21 protein-coding genes and 1 pseudogene are annotated in these 21,388 nt (G+C 43.0%); 16 read left to right on the plus strand and 6 right to left on the minus strand.

Annotation, left to right across the window (positions count from 1 at the left end; translation table 11 throughout):
• Positions 1-4: 4 nt before the first annotated feature.
• Both ACFQ21_RS24990 and porW read right to left on the minus strand, forming a co-directional pair.
• A complete protein-coding gene (locus ACFQ21_RS24990; RefSeq protein WP_377583949.1) occupies positions 5-2,338 on the minus strand; it encodes a transglycosylase domain-containing protein in 2,334 nt (777 codons plus the stop codon).
• Positions 2,289-4,901, minus strand: coding sequence for a type IX secretion system periplasmic lipoprotein PorW/SprE (gene porW / locus ACFQ21_RS24995; protein ID WP_377583952.1), 2,613 nt, complete (start codon positions 4,899-4,901; stop codon positions 2,289-2,291). The genes ACFQ21_RS24990 and porW overlap by 50 nt, the downstream gene beginning before the upstream one ends.
• A 107-nt stretch (positions 4,902-5,008) precedes the next feature.
• Here porW and ACFQ21_RS25000 point away from each other — a divergent pair, with 107 nt between their 5' ends.
• Complete coding sequence (locus tag ACFQ21_RS25000; protein ID WP_377583955.1) at positions 5,009-5,872, plus strand: M23 family metallopeptidase; 864 nt, start codon at positions 5,009-5,011, stop codon at positions 5,870-5,872.
• Between the two features lie 15 nt (positions 5,873-5,887).
• A pseudogene (locus ACFQ21_RS25005) lies at positions 5,888-6,223 on the plus strand (bactofilin family protein); the annotation flags it as partial.
• A gap of 3 nt (positions 6,224-6,226) precedes the next feature.
• Here the strand turns inward: ACFQ21_RS25005 and ACFQ21_RS25010 are convergent.
• Positions 6,227-6,301: a hypothetical protein gene (locus ACFQ21_RS25010; protein WP_377584070.1), complete on the minus strand. Its 75-nt coding sequence runs from the start codon at positions 6,299-6,301 to the stop codon at positions 6,227-6,229.
• Between ACFQ21_RS25010 and ACFQ21_RS25015 the strand changes: the two genes are divergently transcribed.
• Positions 6,276-6,509 (plus strand): AtpZ/AtpI family protein, encoded by a 234-nt coding sequence (locus tag ACFQ21_RS25015; protein ID WP_377583957.1) that lies wholly within the window; start codon positions 6,276-6,278, stop codon positions 6,507-6,509. The genes ACFQ21_RS25010 and ACFQ21_RS25015 overlap by 26 nt on opposite strands.
• 27 nt (positions 6,510-6,536) lie before the next feature.
• The gene (locus ACFQ21_RS25020; protein ID WP_377583960.1) at positions 6,537-6,728 is read left to right on the plus strand and encodes a hypothetical protein; all 192 of its coding nucleotides are present in this window, start codon (positions 6,537-6,539) and stop codon (positions 6,726-6,728) included.
• Positions 6,729-6,838: 110 nt separating this feature from the next.
• Here the strand turns inward: ACFQ21_RS25020 and ACFQ21_RS25025 are convergent, their stop codons facing one another.
• Positions 6,839-7,159, minus strand: a complete 321-nt coding sequence (locus ACFQ21_RS25025) for a hypothetical protein (protein ID WP_377583962.1) — start codon at positions 7,157-7,159, stop codon at positions 6,839-6,841.
• A gap of 70 nt (positions 7,160-7,229) precedes the next feature.
• Here ACFQ21_RS25025 and atpB point away from each other — a divergent pair, with 70 nt between their 5' ends.
• From atpB to ACFQ21_RS25065, 8 genes are all read left to right on the plus strand, one after another.
• A complete protein-coding gene (atpB, locus tag ACFQ21_RS25030) occupies positions 7,230-8,279 on the plus strand; it encodes a F0F1 ATP synthase subunit A (protein ID WP_377583964.1) in 1,050 nt (349 codons plus the stop codon).
• A 69-nt stretch (positions 8,280-8,348) separates the two neighbouring features.
• Complete coding sequence (atpE, locus tag ACFQ21_RS25035; RefSeq protein WP_377583967.1) at positions 8,349-8,594, plus strand: ATP synthase F0 subunit C; 246 nt, start codon at positions 8,349-8,351, stop codon at positions 8,592-8,594.
• An 80-nt stretch (positions 8,595-8,674) separates the two neighbouring features.
• Positions 8,675-9,169 carry a F0F1 ATP synthase subunit B gene (gene atpF, locus ACFQ21_RS25040; RefSeq protein ID WP_377583970.1) on the plus strand — a complete coding sequence of 165 codons (495 nt, stop codon included), beginning with the start codon at positions 8,675-8,677 and terminating at the stop codon, positions 9,167-9,169.
• 2 nt (positions 9,170-9,171) lie between these two features.
• Positions 9,172-9,732 carry an ATP synthase F1 subunit delta gene (atpH, locus tag ACFQ21_RS25045; RefSeq protein ID WP_377583972.1) on the plus strand — a complete coding sequence of 187 codons (561 nt, stop codon included), beginning with the start codon at positions 9,172-9,174 and terminating at the stop codon, positions 9,730-9,732.
• A 52-nt stretch (positions 9,733-9,784) separates the two neighbouring features.
• A complete protein-coding gene (gene atpA / locus ACFQ21_RS25050) occupies positions 9,785-11,365 on the plus strand; it encodes a F0F1 ATP synthase subunit alpha (protein WP_377583975.1) in 1,581 nt (526 codons plus the stop codon).
• Between the two features lie 64 nt (positions 11,366-11,429).
• The gene (gene atpG / locus ACFQ21_RS25055) at positions 11,430-12,317 is read left to right on the plus strand and encodes an ATP synthase F1 subunit gamma (RefSeq protein ID WP_377583977.1); all 888 of its coding nucleotides are present in this window, start codon (positions 11,430-11,432) and stop codon (positions 12,315-12,317) included.
• A gap of 79 nt (positions 12,318-12,396) precedes the next feature.
• Positions 12,397-13,200, plus strand: a complete 804-nt coding sequence (locus ACFQ21_RS25060) for a UbiA family prenyltransferase (RefSeq protein WP_377583979.1) — start codon at positions 12,397-12,399, stop codon at positions 13,198-13,200.
• A 5-nt stretch (positions 13,201-13,205) separates the two neighbouring features.
• A complete protein-coding gene (locus ACFQ21_RS25065; protein ID WP_377583982.1) occupies positions 13,206-13,814 on the plus strand; it encodes a class I SAM-dependent methyltransferase in 609 nt (202 codons plus the stop codon).
• Positions 13,815-13,820: 6 nt separating this feature from the next.
• Here ACFQ21_RS25065 and ACFQ21_RS25070 read toward each other — a convergent pair whose 3' ends face one another.
• Together ACFQ21_RS25070 and ACFQ21_RS25075 are read right to left on the minus strand one after the other, a co-directional pair.
• Positions 13,821-15,026, minus strand: coding sequence for an NAD(P)-dependent oxidoreductase (locus ACFQ21_RS25070; protein ID WP_377583985.1), 1,206 nt, complete (start codon positions 15,024-15,026; stop codon positions 13,821-13,823).
• A gap of 178 nt (positions 15,027-15,204) precedes the next feature.
• Entirely contained in the window at positions 15,205-16,824 is a 1,620-nt protein-coding gene (locus tag ACFQ21_RS25075) for a S41 family peptidase (RefSeq protein WP_377583988.1), read from the minus strand.
• A gap of 227 nt (positions 16,825-17,051) precedes the next feature.
• Here ACFQ21_RS25075 and ACFQ21_RS25080 point away from each other — a divergent pair, with 227 nt between their 5' ends.
• From ACFQ21_RS25080 to ACFQ21_RS25095, 4 genes are all read left to right on the plus strand, one after another.
• Positions 17,052-17,807, plus strand: coding sequence for an iron-sulfur cluster repair di-iron protein (locus ACFQ21_RS25080; RefSeq protein WP_377583991.1), 756 nt, complete (start codon positions 17,052-17,054; stop codon positions 17,805-17,807).
• A gap of 30 nt (positions 17,808-17,837) precedes the next feature.
• Positions 17,838-18,251, plus strand: a complete 414-nt coding sequence (gene ruvX, locus ACFQ21_RS25085) for a Holliday junction resolvase RuvX (RefSeq protein ID WP_377583994.1) — start codon at positions 17,838-17,840, stop codon at positions 18,249-18,251.
• A gap of 422 nt (positions 18,252-18,673) precedes the next feature.
• A complete protein-coding gene (locus ACFQ21_RS25090) occupies positions 18,674-21,076 on the plus strand; it encodes a TonB-dependent siderophore receptor (RefSeq protein ID WP_377583997.1) in 2,403 nt (800 codons plus the stop codon).
• Positions 21,077-21,106: 30 nt separating this feature from the next.
• Complete coding sequence (locus ACFQ21_RS25095; protein ID WP_377583999.1) at positions 21,107-21,388, plus strand: hypothetical protein; 282 nt, start codon at positions 21,107-21,109, stop codon at positions 21,386-21,388.

The following is a 21,388-nucleotide window of genomic DNA, read 5'->3' on the forward strand; positions in this document are numbered from 1 at the left end:
AGCGTTAGTAACGTGGTCTGTCCCATGCTGGTTCATCCTTCACCTCAACCGTTGAATCAGAGGATAACCGAATGTGTTGACTACAATCCAATGTCATGTCAAGGCCGGTAGCCGGACGTCTGAAATAGCCCTTACCGTAACCTGTACTTTTATCACGATATACTTTCGTCATAAATTTATCCCATATAGGACGTGCAGATTTAGAACCTTGTCCGAAGTTCCACGATGGGAAGTGTATACTGCGTTCATCACCACCAACCCATACACCAGTAACAAGATTATGCGTTATCCCCATGAACCAACCATCGGATGCTTTATTGGTTGTTCCTGTTTTACCACCAATCTCATTATCAACTTTAAGATCATAGCTTAGCCCTCTGGATGTACCTTGCTCGTCTGTTACACCACCCTCGAGCATATATATCATTTTATACGCCGTGCGTTCATCCATAGCCTGGCGCGTTTTCGGAACAAAGTTCGCAATTACATTGCCATTCTTATCTTCAATACGTGTGATATAATAAGGTTCTATATATATACCCAGATTTACAAAGCTGCAGTATGCTGCTACCATTTCATAAAGTGATACATCACTTGTACCGAGGCAAAGTGATGGCACTGCTTCCAACGGACTGGTTATACCCAAACGTTTCGCATAGTCAACAACATTCTCTGGCTTAACGCGATCAATCATCTGAGCTGTGATCGAATTTATAGAACGCGCCATGGCCTGGCGTATGGTCATTTCTTCACCAGTGCCATAATCACCTTCCGAGTTCTTCGGTCTCCATGTACCCCCTGATACTTTTATAGTGGGGGATATATCCAGCAGTTTTAAGCAAGGTGAATAACCGGCTTCGATGGCTGTTCCATATACAAAGGGCTTGAACGTAGAGCCTGGCTGACGTGTACCCTGACGCACGTGATCGTACTTGAAGTACTTGTGATTAATACCACCCACCCATGCTTTTATAGCTCCGGTCTTGGGGTCCATCGCCATCGCACCAGTTTGCAAAAAGCGATTGTAGTAATTGAGAGAATCCATCGAACTGAACAGTGTATCACGCTCGCCCTTCCAGGTAAATATAGTCATGGGCTTTTTCTTGTTGAGCATGATATCGATTGAGTCAGAGTCTGCACCGTATCGCTCTACAAGACTTTTATACGTGCCTGTACGCTTGATCTTTTTCTGAAGGAAGTTTTTGATTTCACCTCCGGTGTTATCATCAACCCACGGATTACGATTTCGTTGTTTCCATTCGCGGTCAAATTGCTTTTGCAGACCAGACATGTGTTCAGCTACAGCTTCTTCAGCATAACGTTGCATGCGGCTGTCAATGGTAGTATATATTTTAAGACCAGATTCCCACAAGTCATATCCGTTGTCCTTACACCATGTCAGGAGTTCGCTCCTTAATACATTTCGGAAATACGTAGCTATACCCTGATTCTGATTTTGTACAGCAAACTTTAATTCAATTGGTAATGCTTTCAATGAGTCGTAAGCATTGCGTGAGATGAAATTATGATCGTATAGTTTATACAATACCTGGTTTCTCTTGCGCAATGCATTCTCCGGGAAGCGTTGCGGATTGTAGAGTGATGGGTTTTGACACATGCCTACAATAACTGCAGCCTCCTGTATATTGAGGCTATCCGGTTGTTTATTGAAATATGTTTCGCATGCTACTTTTATACCATACGCGTTGCTGCTGAACTCGATGGTGTTAAGATACATGGTAATGATTTCTTCTTTCGTATAGTTCTTCTCGAGCTGGTGCGAGATGGCCCACTCTTTTGTTTTCTGTATGATCCTTCGCGGAAGTTTTCCGAGTCGGGCAACCGGGCCATCAAGTTCAAGAGTATATAAGTTCTTGGCGAGCTGTTGTGTAATGGTGCTACCACCGCCCTGACTATTGAATGTCATCACACCCCAGAGTACACGCGGGTACGCCCAGAAATCAAGACCGGAGTGATCATAGAAACGATGGTCTTCCGAGAGTACAAGCGTTTTTACTAAAAGCGGAGAGAGCTGATCGTATGTTACCTGGCTGCGGTTGAAACGAAAGTAACGACCGAGCGAAACACCATCTGCAGAGACGAGTTCTGACGACAAATCATTCTCCGGATTTTCGATGGCCTTGAGGCTCGGCATTCCTCCAAACAATCCAAACAGATCGTTACTTACGGACCATACATATAGCGGGAATCCGAGAATGATGCAGAGGAAAAATATCCAGATTCCTTTAACAACTTTTCTAAACCACGGCTTCCGGATGAGCAGAACTTTATTGATTTTCTGCAGGGTAATTTTTTTCGAAGAATTGGATGTACTCATCTAAACCTTTTGTTCTATAAAAAATATCGAAATTGTCTTTCGTGATTACAAAGGTATAGAATTTATGGTTCCGCAGTTCAGCAAGTGTACTGCGCTTCTCGTTGAATGTCTGAAAGTATTCGATCGCTGAACTTACACGGGGAAGTCCGTCTACAAGCGTAAGCGTATAGTCATCGTTAAACACCAGGTTGCTGGTCTTCAGGCGCAGATCCCGGAAGGACTGCTCGTTCAATCTTTCCAGTGCAGCCGATGCAAATATCTTTTCTTCCTTCCTGTACACCATTACGAAATAGTGAGGTTCTTCAAAAGAGCGGATATACTGAATGCCCTGACGTTTCTCCTGCGACAGTTGAAAGTCTTTGGACGCTTGTAAAAGTTTTTTGGCATACTCGGCAAGACTGCTCTCCGGATATTTTTTGCTGAACTCATCCAATGCAAACTGATATTGATTTATATCTTCTGTATCACCAATGATCAGAACTTTGAGCAACGCCAGGTTGGGCACAAACGAAGTTTCTCCGAGCAACAGTGCTTCATCAATCACGCGCACGGCTGCCCTGTATTCTTTATTTTCAAAATGAGTATAGGCAGTTTTATAGAGTGTCTTTTGTTTTTCAACAGCAAGACTCGACTCCTGCAGATAATTCGGATTGATGAGAATTTTGGCAAATGTAGACTCTGGATATTTTTGTTTTAACCGTGAAGCATACGTTTCTGCTTTTGATGGATCGGTATCTTTAAAGATCAGATACAATTTATATAGTACCTCAGGTTCATACTCTGATTCCGGAAAGCGCTTCAACAATGTTGTATACGATGCAACAGCATTATCATTCTCAAGAAGTTTGAAGTAATAGATGTCGCCCAGGTTGAAATATGCATTCTCTATTTTACCAAGAGCTTCTTTCTTTTGCTCATCGGTTCTTGGAATCTGTTTGCTGACGCGATCATATTCGGCAGCAACCGGATCTGCCGGCTCGGCCGGAGCTTCTGTTGGTTGACCTTGATTCGGATCATCTGGTTGTAAGGTTTGATTTCGGTTGCTGGCTGCCGTAGCAGACGAGCGTAAAGATCGCCTCCAGTTATCTTCTAACGGTACATCGCCCCAGATACGTTTGAATTCTGTTTGACCTAACGACAAGGCTGATGTATTTCCAAAATACCAGCCGGTTGTCTCCTCTTCTTCCTGCGATATATTTCCTTCTTCATCAGTACGAGCGAATATATTGTTGTTGTCGTTGGAGTCGATCTCGATGCGATTGGATCTTTTCTTTTTCTTGCCGGCTCTCTTTTCGTCAGCGGCTTTTTTTGCCTGGTAAGCAGAATCTATCCGTGCACGAAGTTGTGCAGAATCCAGCGAAGCCATCGCCAGTAAACTATCCTGCCACTTGATTGTATTGAGATGCTTAACAAACTCGTTGAGAATTTCAGCGCGCGCTTTTATCTGCGTGTAACCTTCGTAGTCTGTAGGTAACGAACGTATAGCACTATCGTAGTACGCTTGCGAGAGCTCATACTTGCGCAGCGTGTCATAGTATATTTCGCCTAAGCGCAGATACGCTTCGCCATCAATGCGTTTGTTGCTGCCTTCGCGGACCGAGCGATTCAGATTAACAATGGCATCATTGAGATTTTTCTGCTTCAACTCAAAGATCCCCATCTCATAGTATATCTTGTCTTTGAAATCTTTATTCTTGCTATCCTTCAGCAACTTCTTAAACGACTTGCGCGCTGCTGCAACATTTTTGCTTCGTGATATTTCGGTTACCTGTGCTAAATATAGCCGGGCATAGAAATCCACTTCGTATTCAGGATTTGTCGCCAGGCATTTCTTGTAGTAATTATAGGCTTCTGCTTCAAAGCCTAACTTCTGGTATACCTGGCCGATGATAAAATATATTCGTCCGGGTTTGTCTCTTTTCTTTAGCAGAGGTACTGCCTCCGTGAGGCTACGCACCATGTTATCATAATCACCTTGCTCCTGGTGAAAGTATGCTTTTTGTAATAACAGGTTCTTACGATTCTCTTTGTTCAGCTCTTCTTTCTGTACATAATCAATCGCAGCCTGAGCGTTGTTATACTCTTTATGTTCAACAAACGTACGGATCAGAAATATTAACGAGCGATGTCTCGCATCTTTATCTTTCGTGAGCTTCGGATTGTTTACATATTTGAATGTCTCAATAGCGTTGCCCCAGTCAAGACTATAGAATCTCGCACGACCCACCAGTATATAATTGTCATCAACCCATTTACTGTTGGGGTGTCGTTGAATGGCGATCGAAGCCATCTTGATTGCCTCCTGAACTTCCTTGTCGTAACTCTTGGCTTGACTGGAGTCGAGAGCCGGGTACAGGCGAAGAATCCGGTTGTAATCATCTTTCAGATTTGACCAGAGTGTTTTATCTATTTTTTCAATCTCTTCACGTGCATAAAAATATCCGTTGTAATGTGCTGTTGTATTATGATAGGCTTTACTGGTCCACGTATTTCTTTCCGATGAACAGCTATACAGCAGGACAAGTGTAATGAAAATGAAGAGGTATCGGTTCAGGATATTCAATCAACTGCAATTTGTGATGGTAAAACGCAAAAAACTGACATTCCATATTTTAATGGACTGGAATATCTAATTTTGTGCAAAAAAAAGAAAATCAATTTCATTACTGAATGAAACCAAAGAAAACATTATCGAATTGGCTTACTACCCGATATCAACTGATTATCAGGAACGAAGAGAACTTCGCAGAGAAAACCAGTCTGGGCTTTACCTATTCGAAAGTTATTCTTTTTTCGGTGATTTTATTCACCGGTCTCTTTGTGATGAGTTTGTTTCTGTCGAAAACAATTCTGGCCAAATGGTTTGACCCGAAGCACGAACAGATGGTACTCAACCAACAGCTACTGGATCTGAGTAATAAAGTAGATTCGCTCGCAATAGAAATAGAACAGAAAGAACAGTTCATTGCAAACTTTCAACGAGTACTCAGTGGCGACACCAGTAATTTTAAAGACCCGGCTGAAATGTTGAAAGGAGAAGGTCAGACACTAACCAAACCAACCGACCTGAATGCAACAGCTTCGGATTCATCCTTCCGAAAAGAATTTGAAAAGTCTGATCTCTCGCTCATCACTCTGGCCAACGTAAAATATCGCGATCTGCAGGAAACATTTTTTTATTCTCCGTTATCCGGATTTGTTTCCGATCCATATGATGCAAGCAAAGGACACATGGGTGTTGATGTAGTTGCCAAAGCCAACGAGCCGGTAAAATGTATAGCCGATGGAACGGTTATCTTTTCATCGTGGACACAAGATTCAGGCTATGTTATTATGATACAACACCGGGGCAACCTGATCTCCGCCTATAAACACAATGCACAACTCATGAAAAAAGTTGGTACTTTTGTAAATGGTGGAGAGATTATCTCCATAGTTGGCAACAGCGGTGAGCTCACCAACGGCCCACATCTTCATTTTGAATTGTGGTACAACGGAAACTCATTGAATCCTGAAGAATTTGTAACTTTTTAAAAAAACCAGAACATCATGCTAACTTCTAAAGAACAAAAACGCGCAGCCGATGAGATCAGTAACTCAAGCAATACCATCGGTAAAGGCACCTACCTGGAGGGCAACATTGAGACATACGGAAACATTCGCATTGAAGGAAAAGTAACTGGTAATATCAAATCGAAATCGAAGGTTGCGCTAGGTCCTCAATCACATGTGCAAGGCAACATCATTGCGCAGAATGCTGATATTGAAGGAGAGATAAAAGGAAAGATCGAGATATCAGAATTACTTGTGTTAAAAGCAACAGCCGTTATCAACGGCGATATTATAACCGGTAAGATGGTGGTTGAACCTGGTGCTGTTTTCAACGGTTCATGCAAAATGGGTGCTGTGGTGAAAGATATAAAAATAGGAGCTGACAATGGACTCAACAGAGCCGTCACACAACCCGAAATTAAAACCGTATAATAATTACCTCAAGTATAGCAGCCTGGGCATTCAGTTGCTTGCAGCTATAGGTATAGCCGGATGGGCCGGGTACAAACTCGATCAATATCTGCAATGGAAGTTTCCTGCATTTATGCTGCTGTTCGGTTTCATTGCTTTTGGCGGAATGATATACCAGATATATAGGTCTGTAATGAAAGACCAATGAATTTCTTCTCTGTTGATTTTTATGAATATGGAAGAAAAGAAGCAGTGGTTAAAAGAACGGATCGAACAGATTGACGATCCCGGATTGTTGCAGGCGATTACCAATCTGATCGATCAGCGTAAAGCTGAAAACGATTTGCTGGAAGCCGACCAGGAAGATGATGATGTTGCGCTGGGCGAAGCACTTCAGGAGATAAAGCGGAATTTTAAAAAACAATAAAGCTACGTAACACATTTTTCATTTCGTATTTCAATAAAGAAGTTATTACGTTGACCCGATTCCTGATTGCTCTTTTTATAACAGCTGGTGTTATTGCCGGCTTTTCTATTTTAATACTGGAAAACACGCCATCCTTTTTTTATCAGACCCTTGTGTTTCTTGTGTTCGGTACCGCCTTGATTTACCGATACCTCTATAAACTGGATAAGCCGGATATATTTGTGCAATTGTACCTGCTTACCATGATGGTTAAATTTCTGGCGTACGGAGCTTACATGTTGTTCGTGATTCTGGAAGACCGACCCAGCGCTGCCCCAAACGTGGCGTTTTTCATGATCGTTTACTTCATTTTTACCATCCTGGAGATTGTTTTTCTTTACCGCAAAATCATGCGCCAGTAACTGCTTTACGGAGAGCCAAATATTTTTCAAAACATTTTTTTGTGGAGGTATAATTAATACCTTTGCGGTCTGAATTGAAAAGCCTCCGAAACAAGCCAAAATGAGCGTTTTCTCCTGCATTCTAAGACGAAATTCTATACTCAGTTTACTGTTTGTTCTGCTATTTTCTGTCGCGAACGCACAGGAAGAACCAATGCCTGAGTTTGATGAACACCAAACAGAAAACCAGAAAGAATTTAACGCGAGTGAAGTGATCATTCACCACGTGTTGGATGACCACATCTGGCACTTGTTTGATGGTCACTATGGTACAATCTACCTGCCGGTAATTGTATACTCTTCGGAAAAAGGTCTGGATGTTTTCTCATCTCACCATTTTTATGATGAGCACCACAATGTTGTAGAATACAATGGGTATAAACTGGAGCACAACCATATTTTGTTAGCTGGTACCGAAAAAGCAGTTCTTGATCTTTCTATCACCAAGAACGTAGCGATGTTGCTCATCAATGCAACACTTCTTATTCTGGTGTTCCTGGCAGTAGCCAAAGGCTATAAGAAAAATCAAGGTAAAGCTCCCAGCGGTATACAATCTTTCTTCGAGCCGATTATAGTTTTCGTACGCGATGAAGTAGTGAAGCCAAACATCGGCCACCACTATGAAAAATTCCTTCCGTACCTCCTTACATTATTCTTCTTTATACTCTTCGGAAACCTGCTTGGTCTGTTGCCAGGCGCAGGTAACTTAACCGGAAATATAGCAGTAACCGTTACACTTGCTGCGTTAACATTCATCATCACTAATGTGAGTGGTAACAAAGGATACTGGTCTCACATTTTCTGGACACCCGGTGTTCCGCTGCCGTTGAGACTTGTAATTCTTCCCGTAGAGATACTCGGTTTATTTACCAAGCCTATATCATTGACCATACGTCTTTTTGTGGCGATCACAGCAGGTCACATTGTAATGTTGAGTCTGATCTGTTTGACATTTATTTTCGGAAGCATCTGGGTTGGTTTCGGATCTTCTTTAATACTATTGTTTATTAGTTTGATTGAGCTACTGGTGGCAGGTATCCAGGCCTATGTATTTACGCTGTTCACATCGTTGTACATCGGTATGGCTATAGCAGATCACGATCATCATTAATCATATATAAAGGTATCCCGTGCGGTAAATGCCGTAAGGGCTTGTTTCACAATTTAAATACTTAACATTATGTTATTAGCACTTTTATTGGACATCAGCTATGCAATTATGGGCGCTGGTATCGGTGCAGGTATGGCAGCGATTGGCGCTGGTATCGGTATCGGTAAAATCGGTGGTTCTGCGATGGAAGGTATGGCACGTCAACCTGAAGCTTCTGGTAAGATTCAAGGTGCGATGTTGATCATTGCCGCTCTTATCGAGGTGGCCGCTCTTTTCGCGCTTGTAATTTGCTTGTTGATTTCGTTCAAGAGCTAAAAAGCTTTAGAAACCTGTCTTAGGCGCTTGGCCGGGCAGGTTTCTTTTTAATGTAACTACATCAGACTTTAAATAAAGATATGGAACTTCTTACCCCAGGCACGGGACTCATCATTTGGCAGTTAATTGTTTTTGTAGGTCTGTTTCTCCTCTTAAGCAAACTCGCGTGGAAACCAATCATCAGCTCACTGAAAGAACGTGAAACATCTATTCAGGAAGCATTGTCAACGGCAGAGAAAGCGCGCCTAGAAATGGCACAACTTAAGTCTGACAATGAAAAGCTTTTGAAGGAAGCACGCGAAGAGCGCGATAAGATTCTACACGGAGCGCGCGAAGCTGCAAACCGTTTGAAAGACGAAGCACAACTCGAAGCGAAAAAAGCTGCCGATAGAATTATAGAAGATGCCCGCGCTGCGATCAACATCGAGAAGCAGGCTGCTCTGAAAGAAGTAAAGATTCAGGTTGCTATGTTCTCACTTGAAGTTGCAGAGAAGTTGATGAAGAAAAATCTGGCTGACGACAAGTCACAGAAAGAATTAGTAGAAGCTTATCTGAAAGATATAAAAGTTAACTAAGCATGGTAGAGTCAAGGGCAGCATCCCGGTATGTAAAGTCCCTCCTCGGCCTGGCTGTGGAGCAGAACGCGTTGGATCAGGTTCATGCAGATATGCAATTGTTTAGTAAGACAGTTGATAGCAGCCGTGAATTTGAACTTCTGCTGAAGAACCCGATCGTAAAGCACGATAAGAAGAGAGATATACTCGAGAAACTCTTCAAAGGAAAAGTACATCCGCTTACGATGTCGATCTTCGATATCATTACCAAGAAAAACCGCGAGCCTCTTTTGCCTGCTATAGCAAAAGAATTTCATAACGCTTACAACGAATATAAAGGTATCCGCAAGGCTACCATTACAACAGCTGTACCGCTGGATGCTAAGCTGAAAGCAGAGTTTGAGCAACTTGTAAAAAATCTGAGTAATAAAACTCAGGTAGAGCTTTTGGAAAAAATTGATAAGGAGATGATCGGTGGTTTTGTGCTGAATATAGATGATAAGCAGATTGATGCTTCTATCAAAAACAAACTGAAAGCATTGAAAGTAAAATTCAGTGAGAATCCTTATGTGAAGGAATTTTAAAATCACATACCTGACAAATAAACTAACTAACGACTTAACGACTAACGATATCATGGCAGAGATCAGACCCGAAGAAGTATCAGCGATTTTACGCGAACAACTTTCTCAGTCCCGTACGGATGCACAACTCGAAGAAGTTGGAACCGTGCTTACCGTAGGTGACGGTGTGGCTCGTATTTATGGACTTACACAAGCGCAGGCAGGTGAGTTGCTTGAGTTCGAAACCGGACTGAAAGCACTTGTACTGAACCTCGAAGAAGATAACGTAGGTGCCGTATTGCTGGGTGAATCAAAAGGTATACGCGAAGGCGATACTGTAAAACGTACTGGTAAAATCGCTTCTGTAAAAGTTGGCGATGGTATGCTCGGGCGTGTAGTGGATACGTTGGGTCAGCCGGTAGACGGAAAAGGTCCTTTGAAAGGTGACTTGTACGAAATGCCACTGGAACGTAAAGCTCCTGGTGTAATTTTCCGTCAGCCGGTAAATGAGCCTCTGCAAACGGGTATCAAAGCGATCGATGCGATGATTCCGATCGGTCGTGGCCAGCGTGAGTTGATCATCGGTGACCGTCAGACTGGTAAAACAGCTGTGGCATTGGATACAATCATCAACCAAAAAGAATTTTACGAAAAAGGTCAGCCTGTATACTGTATATATGTAGCGATCGGACAGAAAGCTTCTACCGTAGCGAGCGTGGCTGCTGCACTTGAAAAAGCAGGAGCACTTCCTTATACTGTAATTGTATCAGCATCAGCTTCTGATCCTGCTCCAATGCAGTTCTTCGCTCCATTCACAGGCGCTGCTATCGGTGAGTTCTTCCGCGACACCGGTCGTCCTGCACTGGTTGTTTATGACGATTTGTCTAAGCAGGCCGTTGCTTACCGCGAAGTGTCTCTGCTTTTGAGAAGACCTCCTGGACGCGAAGCTTATCCTGGTGACGTATTCTATCTTCACTCTCGTCTGTTAGAGAGAGCTGCGAAAGTTATCAACAACGATGCTATCGCGAAGAACATGAACGACCTTCCTGCTTCTATCAAGCATTTGGTAAAAGGTGGTGGTTCATTAACAGCACTTCCTATCATCGAAACACAAGCTGGTGACGTATCAGCCTATATCCCGACTAACGTGATCTCCATCACCGATGGTCAGATATTCCTTGAAACAAACTTATTCAACTCCGGTATTCGTCCTGCGATCAACGTAGGTATATCGGTATCACGCGTGGGTGGTTCTGCTCAGATCAAATCCATGAAGAAAGTTGCCGGTACATTGAAACTTGATCAGGCTCAGTTCCGCGAACTTGAAGCTTTCGCGAAATTCGGTTCTGACCTGGATGCTGCTACAAAACTTACCATCGAACGCGGTAGAAGAAATACAGAAATCCTGAAACAGGATCAGTATGCTCCGGTTCCGGTAGAAGAGCAGGTAGCAATTATCACCGCTTCAACACGTGGTTTCATGGATAAAGTACCAGTAGGTAAAGTGAAAGCGTTCGAAAGAGACTTCATCGAATTACTGCGCGCTAATTACCGGGGTGTTCTTGAAAACCTGCGTGCCGGTAAATTTGAAGATGCAGACGTTGATACGATTAAGAAAGTAGCAATCGATCTGTCAAGCAAGTTCGCAGCATAGCAAAAGGTTTTGGTGACGTTAAACCTCAACACATCAACACCTCAACACATACGCACATAAAAGTATGCCCAGCTTAAAAGAAGTAAAGAACCGGATAACCTCCGTAATGTCTACGCAGCAGATAACCAAAGCCATGAAAATGGTGGCGGCTGCTAAACTGCGCAGATCACAAGATAGAATTACGCAGATACGCCCCTTCGCGCAGAAGCTTAATGCAATACTGAAAAATCTGTCGGCTGCACAAAGCAACTCTGACGATGAGAACTGGTATAGTATAGCGCGCGAGGAGAAAAAAGTATTGATCGTTGTGATCAGTTCTGATCGCGGTCTTTGCGGATCATTCAACACAACGGTTATCAAAGGTGTGCTTCGTCTGATCGATGAGAAATATAGCGCGCAGCACGCGAAAGGAAATGTTACTGTTCTCCCGGTAGGTAGAAAGGCGACAGACTTCTTTACAAAAAGAAAATTCCAGACGGTAACAGACTACGCTACACTTTATAGCAGCCTTACATTCGAGAATGTATCCAACGCCATGGACTATATCATCGAAGCATTTAAAGCTGGTAAGTACGATAAAGTTGAGTTGGTATATAACGAGTTCAAAAACGTAGCAACCCAGATTCTGCGCACCGAGCAGTTGCTGCCAATTATACCTGCACAGACTACCGACAACAACACAAACCAGACTGACTATATTTACCTTCCTAACCAGGAGGAGATCATTACCGGTCTGATTCCTAAATCGCTGAAGGTACAATTCTTCAAGGCGTTGCTGGATTCCAGCGCGGCTGAAAATGGTGCCCGCATGACGGCAATGGATAAAGCAACTGAGAATGCAGGCGAACTTCTGAAACAACTGCGGCTCTCGTACAACCGTACGCGTCAGGCAGCCATCACCAAAGAGATCCTCGAGATCGTAGGTGGTGCAGAAGCGTTGAAGTCAGCTTAAAAATATTCTTCGTATCATTGAAGTCCTCTGAGAAATCGGAGGACTTTTTTATTTCAGGAAGTTTTAGTGAACGGTTCAGATGCAATACCTGAAGCTACTATATAGACTTTTTAATCTTTTGAGCATTGATGTTGCTCTGGGTTCCGTATGTTCAGCGCTCTTCTTCGCGAAGATTCTGCAGGTACATATTCTTTCGTATGGATTGATCGCGTTGGGGCTTTCGGTATGGATCATCTACACAGCCGATCATTTACTCGATGCATTGAAAATAAAATTGCCGGCAGCAACTGCGCGACACCGTTTCCACCAGCTGCATTTCAAGTCACTGCTCTTCACGCTCGTAATTGCCATGATCATCAACGGTGTTATCATTCTTTTTATCCGACATCGTGTTCTGGTAGCAGGACTATATATAGCTGCCATCGTAGGTATATATTTTCTGATTAATCGCTATCTGAAGTTTATGAAAGAAGTCTTTATCGCGATCGTATATACCATTGGTGTACTGCTGCCTTCTGTATCGGTAACGCAGCAGCCCGTACATGAGTGGCCGTGGGTGATCATTGCGAGCTTTCTGGGCACAGCGCTGATCAATCTTATCTTATTCTCGTGGTTTGATCATGAGCGTGACCTTCGCGATGGAAATATATCTTTTGCGACTGTGTTAGGTGAACGAACGAGCCGCACAGTTATAGTATTGTTGTTTTTAGTGGTAACGTTTCTTTCAGTTATCTCATTATCACCAGCGGGGTTTGTTATTCTGTTGATGAATGCTTTGCTGTTGATCATATTTATATTTCATCAGCATTTTTCGATACACGATCGCTTCCGCATTCTGGGAGATTTTGTATTTATACTTCCAGTAGTATACCTTTTATTTTAATTCGGATGAGCTTTGATAGTATAGCACCGGTATACGACTCGCTTTCGCGCATGGTGTACGGCAAGAGTATTGTTGCAGCTCAGAATCATTTTTTAAAATATATACCGGAGGGTTCGCATATCTTAATTGTAGGAGGAGGCACCGGGTGGATCATTGATGCGATATTCGAGGTGAACAGAACGTGCTCGATAGTATACCTGGAAGCATCTCAAAAGATGTTGCAAAAAGCACAGGCACGTGTTGATGCAGATGATCAGCCTCGTGTAAAATTTTTATTTCAATCCGAGATGCCATCGGAAGGATCGTATGATGTTATCATTACTAATTTCTTTCTCGATCTCTTTCCACCTCATAAACTGGTATCAATCCTTCATCAACTAAAGGATCGTATGAAGCATGACGGTCGCTGGATCGTGACTGATTTTGTAGATGGAGGAAAGCTTTGGCAGCGATTGCTGCTTCAACTGATGTACTGGTTCTTCAAGCGCATAAGTAAAATTGAAGCCACTACACTTCCGCCCTGGTCATTATTGCTCGCAGAAGACGGTATGCAAAAAGTTGAAGAGAAGCATTTTTATGTGGGCTTTATCGAGACCGCTATATATCAAAAGTAAATATACTTAAGAGCCCGACACGTAGTCGCTTAGGTATTCGTAGTTAGCAGTAAGGTGTCCGTCTTCAGCAATGGTTGCCCGTTTGATAATGTCATCGTGATCGATGTTGTTGAGCAAAGGCAAAACTTTGTTGATCAAATCATGTCCGAATTCCTCTGATGCGCTTCGTGGTAACTCACACGGCAGATTATCAACCGCCATTACCGTTACAAATTTTTCATTGCTAAGTACAGGCTGAACAGAATCTGTTGCCGGATCGTAATCATACAAAGGATCAGCTATTGTTGTGGCGCGCTTGGTGCTGGGTATAGAGCCATCTATATCGCAGGTAATATCAGCTATAACCTGTATACGAAAATCTGGTGAAAGCATATCTTCGCGGGTAAATAATACAGGAGCTTTCGGGTTCCAGTATGCACCGGCCATGAGTATATTCGCTACCTTGGTAAACTCATGAAAGTTTGAAGTATACCGCTCCGGGTATTTATGAAATTCTTCGCGGTTAAAGATGCGTCCCTCTTTGTGCGTGTGATAGTCGGCACTGCTTAACTGAACATATACAGGCTCAGAAAAACTGCGCGTCAGAAAATCATGTGGATTTACTTTTCGTATACCTGCGCTGTCCAATGTCTCCATCGATCCTTTACCCACGCGTCCCGCTCCGGTTAAGATAATTTTAACAGCAGGTAATTTTACTTTTCGCAGTTCCAGTTTCAAATCGTTTACATCGAAACATTCATGAGCTCTTCGAAGTGAGAAGAGATTGAAGCGTTTGCCATAGGCCCACAAACCATTATAGGCCCCAACAATACCCGCATATCTTCCGAAAGCAACAAGACGATTGCCCTGACGATCGGTTAGTACTTCGTAATCGACAAGTTTAATTTTCTTTTTCAATACAGCCTGCAACAGCTTGCGATTATAGGCCTGCTTTTTTATCGTGTGCGAAAAGAAGAAATAGGTTTTCCCTTCGAGGAGTAAATCTATCGGAACTTCCTTTATACCCATCAGTATATCGCACTCACTTACATCTTTCTTTACGTCAATACCATGCGTTCTGTATTCATCGTCATTGAAGCAACGAATATCACTCTCCTGGCAAAGCATTTTGATATCCGGAAAACGCAGTTGGATCTCTTCTGCCTGCAGGGGAGTAAACGGAACTCGTTTATCAGTAGGAATCTTTCCTTCGCGAATCAATCCGATTTTCATATACAGTGTAAAGTAGTGGGCTTTTGAAAATGTAAATGATGAACAATTACAAGACTATAAAAATATAGGTTATCTGGGAGATAAGCACCAGCGGTTTGAATTTAAAAACATTGGACACTCTCCTAATAAAAAAATACCCTGCCACTACAGAGCGACAGGGTATATCTATACATACTTGTTACATTTTTCTTCGATCGAGTTCGGGTATGCGATCAAACAATTTAACAGCTTGCTTGAATACCTCGTTCGTTTCGTTAAACACCGGGTAAAACCCATCGTTGCCCCAGAGCTTGCGTGCAATCTGAGCTTTGATGTGCACCTGGAATAACTCTTTCTTCTCCTTCAGTTCTTTGGTATTAGGTTTTACTTTATTGCGTTCACCAACTTTAATGAGTTCGCTTATCATCTTGTCGGTAACTTTAAAGTTCTTCAGGTAGTCTTCGTATCCTTTCTTCTCAAGTTCTTCCTTGTGTCGTTCGGCATAATCAAATGTATACTCCTGAATGGAAGTGGAAGTATATAGTTCGTTCAGATAGTGGCTGTTCAGCGAAGTGTCCAGCGGCACAAAGTAATCAGGCATAATACCACCACCACCGTATACAGTTCTTCCGTTCGGTGTTATATACTTGAGTGAGTCGTTAAACTTGATACTGTCCGCATGGAAGAACTCACCGTGATTGTAGCGGCTTATAATGTCGAGTGCATACTCATCACCGTCCTGGTAAGGTTTCTGAATAGAGCGTCCACTTGGAGTATAGTAGCGACTTACCGTTAAGCGTAACTCTGAACCATCACTCAGATCGAATGGCGATTGTACAAGTCCTTTACCAAAACTTCTGCGACCAACAATCAACGCGCGGTCGTTATCCTGTAAAGCACCCGAAACAATTTCAGAAGCAGATGCACTGCCTTCGTTTACCAACACAATCAAATCACCTTGCTCGAACGAACCGCGATCCGTTGAGAATGCTTCCGAGTTATTCTTTCTGTCTTTACCCTTTGTGAAAACAATCTTTTTACCGGCTTTCAGAAAATCGTCAGCCATATCAATTGCTATATTCATATAACCACCGGGGTTGCCCTGCAAGTCAAGTATAAGTTTCTTCATGCCCTGCTCTTTCAGTTTGGCCAAAGCCTGGTGAAACTCATCGTATGTTGTAGCAGCGAAGCGGTTTACTTTTATATATCCGATCTGGTTATCAACCATGTATGATACATCTACTGAGTACTGCGGAATTTTATCACGAACAATTTTATAGTCTATCTCTTTGCCTCTGCGCAGTATCGTTACTTTTACTTCGGTGCCTTTCGGTCCTTTCAATGCTTTCATAACATCGGCAGAGGTTACACCTATACCGGCTAAATTTTTATCATCAACACGAATGATTTTATCGCCAGATTGAACACCCAATGCTTCCGAAGGGCCACCACTCAAAGGTGTTACCACAACAATGGTGTCCTGAAAAATATTGAACTCTACACCAATGCCATCAAAATTTCCGCGCAGGTCTTCGTTGGCAGCAATGCGATCCTGGGCTGGTATATACGATGAGTGCGGATCCAGTTTGTGAAGCATTTCGGTGATGGCTTCATCCACCAGGTTGCGTGTGTTTACGGTGTCTACATATTCGTCATGCACTTTCGTTAAAACCTCTCGCAGCTTTTGCACATCAGAGCCTACTTCGGCCGTACTTTTCCGGCTGCTGAAACTCGATCCCACAAAAACACCGGCTGCCAGCCCCAGACACAATACAATAGGCAGGCTTATCTGATATTTGGAATTTCTATTCTCACTCATAAGACAATAATAAATAATCTATTAACGAACTCCGAAAATAAATGTTGGCCGGAAATATTCCCTCGGTGAAGAACATGTTCCGTAACAAAAAAAGTGGCATTTCTGCCCGTTGAGGGCGATTTGTAGAGTGAGGCACCGTGTATTCCTACCACCTGGACTAGACTTCGATTTTCTTCGGGGCCGGTTAGCTGACTGTGGTGTTTTTTTAGCTTATCTTTACCAGAACCATGAGTAAGGCGGCACTAAAAGATATTCGTATTTCAGAACTCGTAGACAGAAACTACGTGCACGCTTACGTGTTGTTTTATTTTGGTATAAGCTTTTACGAATATTCTGAGTTAACACTCGATCAGGTTTGCAAGCAACGTGGTTTACGCGTAGAGCAAGTGGTGCGCGAATTGGAATCGCCTACGCATTTGCGGGAAGCAGATTTGCCGCTGGTCTCTTACCCAATCGATCTGATCATCGAGTATCTTAAGCATTCGCATTTTCTGTTTGTAAAACATAAGCTTCCCTATATAGCAAGACTCGTAGAGAGTTTTCGCGCGAACCATGAAGATTACATTGGTGTAGAGCGCGATCTGAAACTGGTGTTCCCGCTTTTTGTGGAAGACTTCATTCAGCATATCTATGAAGAAGAAGATACATTCTTCCGCTTCATTCAAATGCTTGAGCGTGCCTCCAAAGGAAAATATACTCCTACCAAACTATATTTCCTGCTCGAGAAAAATTCGGTGCAGAAATTTTCAGTAGATCATGAAACGCATGACGATGAAATGGAAGGCATCCGCAGAATTACAAAAGACTATCTGATTACAGCAGAAACGCCACTGCATATAAAAGTGCTGTATAATGAATTGAAGGCATTTGAATCAAGCCTGATTACACACGCACGTATCGAAAATGAAATTCTTTTCCCCAAGGCGATGGCGCTGGAAGCCAAAGTAAAGAAGGCTTTTCTCGATAAAGTAAAATTCAACTGATCCGCTAAAGTATATCTATAGTATAGCTGTATGGGAAGAGTCCTGGCAATTGATTATGGCACCAAGCGAACCGGCATTGCAGTAACAGATGCCTTGCGCATTATTGCCACGCCTCTTGATACTGTTGCAACACCGGAGCTGCTCAACTTTTTAAAAGCCTATTTGCAAAAGGAAACTGTTGACGAGTTTGTTGTGGGCATGCCCAAAACGCTCAAGAACGAAGACTCTGCCATAGCACCGTTGGTTCGAAAATTTGTAGAAGAACTCAAAAAGACTTTCCCGGATAAACCCGTTCATCTCGCAGACGAACGTTTCACCAGCAGTATAGCGATGCGCGCCATGATTGACGGTGGTATGAAAAAGAAAGATCGCCAGGAAAAAGGTAATGTAGACAAGATCAGTGCTACCATTATACTGCAGTCTTTCCTCGATGCCGTCCGGTAGCCATGCCGTTGTTTGTAAGCGTTGCCCCGCTCTCCCATTCTATCACCACCCTATTAGCTAATTCTGAAATATTCATTTATACCTTAACCTGGTTATAACTGAATCACCTGTAGAGGGTATTTTTCATTTCTATTTAGAAATACTCTAAATAAATTATCAAGGTTTTGCTGTGGCTATGCCATATTTGAATCGTTCTGCATGAGTAGAATAAACAGGGCAACCAATTTATGGGGAGGCTCCTTGTCAGGTTAAAGAAGATCGAATACTGTATATGACAAGGAGGCTCACCCACCAATGGACCAATGGAGTGAGTATATGACCTGAATAAGGAAACCAGGGCTCTGCTTACCCACCGTGTTCTGGTTGGGGGCAGAGTTCCTTTTCTCTATAACAACCTGCACATAAGCTACAACGAACACGATATGAAATATATCTACCTGTTTTTGATTTTAGTATTTCTCACAAGCCCGCTGCTGGTATGGAGCCAGTCAGGATCTATACGCGGTGTGGTAAAGACATCCGATGGTAATCCTGCAGAATTTGTAAACATCGCTATAGAAGGAACTGCCAAAGGAGATATAGCGGATAAGAACGGAAAATTCGAGATCAGAAATGTAGCACCCGGAAACTATATATTGGTTGCTTCTTTCATCGGACTTGAAAACACACAACGGTCTGTCGAAGTAAAAGCAGACGAAGTAACAACGATAGATTTTATACTGAAAGAAAGTTCACAACAATTAGAAGAAGTTATCATTTCGGGCCGTGCGGTCCTCAACAAAGAAGATAATTATGTAGCGAAGATGCCGCTGCGTAAAATGGAGAACCCGCAGGTATATAACAGCGTATCATCTGAAATACTAAAGCAACAAGCCGTTACCAGTTACGATGATGCCTTTCGAAATATACCCGGAGTATTTCGCACCTGGGAATCAACCGGACGCGATGGCGATGGTGCATCATACTTTGCCTTGAGAGGATTGGAAGGACAACCCGCGCTGGTAAATGGTTTGCCTGGTATAACCAATGGTAATCTTGATCCGGCAAATGTAGAAGAGATACAGGTAATGAAAGGCCCGTCAGCAACATTGTTCGGAGCCAATGCAACATCCTATACCAGCTATGGTGGCGTTATCAATACCATTACCAAGAAACCGTACTTTACTTCGGGTGGCGAGATTGGTTACAATGTTGGAAGCTTTGGATTGAATCGTGTTACCGCAGATATAAATGCTCCGCTCAGTCAGCAGAATAAAGTAGCACTGCGAATAAATGCAGCATATCATTCAGAAGGAAGTTTTCAGAATGCCGGTTTCAAGAAGTCATTCTTCCTGGCACCAACGCTTGCGTATGAAGTAAACGATCGCCTGAAGTTTTTGGTAGTAACAGAAATACTGCAGGAAGAGCGCGCAGTAGCGCCCGTATTCTTTCACTCCAATCGTGAAGAGCCGCTTACGTTTAAAACAATTGATGAGCTAAGTCTTAACCCGGAGCTATCATTCACCAACAATGATCTTTCGATCAGAAACCCACGCACCAACCTGCAGGCGCAAATGGTATATAAATTATCAGACCAGTGGAGTTCACAAACCGTTTTATCGAGAGGCTCTGCTAAGTCCGATGGATATTATACCTATATATGGGCCGATGCTGAAGGCGATAACAACTTCAGTCAGTCTTTTACATACACAAAAGAAACTCGTACCACTACCGATATACAACAAAACTTTAATGGCGATTTTACTATCGGCAGCATGCGTAATCGCCTGTTGGTAGGCCTCGATTACTTTGAACAGGAAGCTGTGAACAACGGCCTCGGATATGTTTACGCTCGCACCGTTACCCCGCAGGGCATTAGTCCTTATACGGGTGAACAACTTGGTTCAGATTCTATATCAAGACCCTATATTGATGCGTTGCTGGCAACAACATCGGTTAACAACAGCAAACTGCAGAACAAAACGTATGGAGCCTATATTTCCAACGTGCTCAACATTACACCAGCTATTACTTTAATGGCAGGTGTTCGTGCCGATTACTACGATTCGGAAGCGGAAGACTATGATCAGTTTGCATTATCGCCCAAGTTTGGCCTGGTATACCAGCCTATACTTGATAGGGTATCTGTATTCGCGAATTACCAGAACTCCTTTAACAATGTAGCTCCGATGACTGTAGCCGATGAAGACGGCAGCAACCCACGATTAAAAAATTTTGATCCGGAGCAGGCTAACCAATGGGAAGCAGGTGTAAAAACAAACCTGCTTAAAGACAGGTTGTTTGCAACGGTATCATACTACGACATACGCATAAAGAACAAAGTGATTGGCGATGCTGGCAACTTCTATAACTATGTGCAGGGTGGTAAAGTAGAGAGCAAAGGTTTCGAATTGGATGTAACGGCTAATCTTTTTACCGGGCTTAGCGTAATCGCGGGCTATAGCCACAATGAGACAAAGAACATGGCCGGCTTCGGCACCGACTTCTATAGCGAGGCTGGAAGGGCACCTGGTGGACAGGGGCCGCAAGATCAGGTTAACCTGTGGGCTACTTATAAAGTAAGTAGCGGCAGTTTGCAAAATGCAGGCTTTGGTTTCGGTGGGAACTATGCCAGCGAATACCGCGTGATCGACAACAGTATAACCGGTGTGTTCGATTTGCCGAGCTATATCGTACTCAATGCAAGTGTATTTTATAGTCCCGAAAAATTCCGCATTGCCGTGAATGTAAATAATGTGCTGGACGAAGAATACTACATCGGCTATTGGTCGGTTAATCCGCAGAAGCCGCGCAACTTTGTGATCAGCATGGCCTATAAGTTCTGACAGATATAGTTTATTTATTTCGATACGAGTATGTATATACTAGTGGCCTCAACCCTGGTTTTGATAGCAGGATTCTACGCACTCTACAACACATCCGAAAAGGCGGTGTTGCAGAAAGATCGTGTCAGTGTATGGTTGCAGCATAACCGGAACATCTCAAAAGTTATTGGCATACTTTTCCTGCTTATATCATTCGCATTGCTCGTAGCAGAGCAGGGTATAGGAGCAGGCATCCTTACGGGATTTATACTGTTGATGGCAGTGGGGTGTTTGATCATTATTCTTTCTCCATTAATCTCGCACAAACACTGA

The sequence above is a fragment of the Ohtaekwangia kribbensis genome (genome assembly GCF_042676245.1).
In the GTDB taxonomy this organism is placed as follows: domain Bacteria; phylum Bacteroidota; class Bacteroidia; order Cytophagales; family Cyclobacteriaceae; genus Ohtaekwangia; species Ohtaekwangia kribbensis.

Bases quoted from the DNA above. Each gene is read 5' to 3' on its own strand.
- ACFQ21_RS24990 (WP_377583949.1), bottom strand. From the start codon at position 2,338: ATGAGTACATCCAATTCTTCGAAAAAAATTACCCTGCAGAAAATCAAT.
- ACFQ21_RS25000 (WP_377583955.1), top strand. From the start codon at position 5,009: ATGAAACCAAAGAAAACATTATCGAATTGGCTTACTACCCGATATCAA.
- ACFQ21_RS25015 (WP_377583957.1), top strand. From the start codon at position 6,276: ATGGACTCAACAGAGCCGTCACACAACCCGAAATTAAAACCGTATAAT.
- ACFQ21_RS25020 (WP_377583960.1), top strand. From the start codon at position 6,537: ATGGAAGAAAAGAAGCAGTGGTTAAAAGAACGGATCGAACAGATTGAC.
- atpB (WP_377583964.1), top strand. From the start codon at position 7,230: ATGAGCGTTTTCTCCTGCATTCTAAGACGAAATTCTATACTCAGTTTA.
- atpE (WP_377583967.1), top strand. From the start codon at position 8,349: ATGTTATTAGCACTTTTATTGGACATCAGCTATGCAATTATGGGCGCT.
- atpF (WP_377583970.1), top strand. From the start codon at position 8,675: ATGGAACTTCTTACCCCAGGCACGGGACTCATCATTTGGCAGTTAATT.
- atpH (WP_377583972.1), top strand. From the start codon at position 9,172: ATGGTAGAGTCAAGGGCAGCATCCCGGTATGTAAAGTCCCTCCTCGGC.
- atpA (WP_377583975.1), top strand. From the start codon at position 9,785: ATGGCAGAGATCAGACCCGAAGAAGTATCAGCGATTTTACGCGAACAA.
- atpG (WP_377583977.1), top strand. From the start codon at position 11,430: ATGCCCAGCTTAAAAGAAGTAAAGAACCGGATAACCTCCGTAATGTCT.
- ACFQ21_RS25060 (WP_377583979.1), top strand. From the start codon at position 12,397: ATGCAATACCTGAAGCTACTATATAGACTTTTTAATCTTTTGAGCATT.
- ACFQ21_RS25065 (WP_377583982.1), top strand. From the start codon at position 13,206: ATGAGCTTTGATAGTATAGCACCGGTATACGACTCGCTTTCGCGCATG.
- ACFQ21_RS25070 (WP_377583985.1), bottom strand. From the start codon at position 15,026: ATGAAAATCGGATTGATTCGCGAAGGAAAGATTCCTACTGATAAACGA.
- ACFQ21_RS25075 (WP_377583988.1), bottom strand. From the start codon at position 16,824: ATGAGTGAGAATAGAAATTCCAAATATCAGATAAGCCTGCCTATTGTA.
- ACFQ21_RS25080 (WP_377583991.1), top strand. From the start codon at position 17,052: ATGAGTAAGGCGGCACTAAAAGATATTCGTATTTCAGAACTCGTAGAC.
- ruvX (WP_377583994.1), top strand. From the start codon at position 17,838: ATGGGAAGAGTCCTGGCAATTGATTATGGCACCAAGCGAACCGGCATT.
- ACFQ21_RS25090 (WP_377583997.1), top strand. From the start codon at position 18,674: ATGAAATATATCTACCTGTTTTTGATTTTAGTATTTCTCACAAGCCCG.
- ACFQ21_RS25095 (WP_377583999.1), top strand. From the start codon at position 21,107: ATGTATATACTAGTGGCCTCAACCCTGGTTTTGATAGCAGGATTCTAC.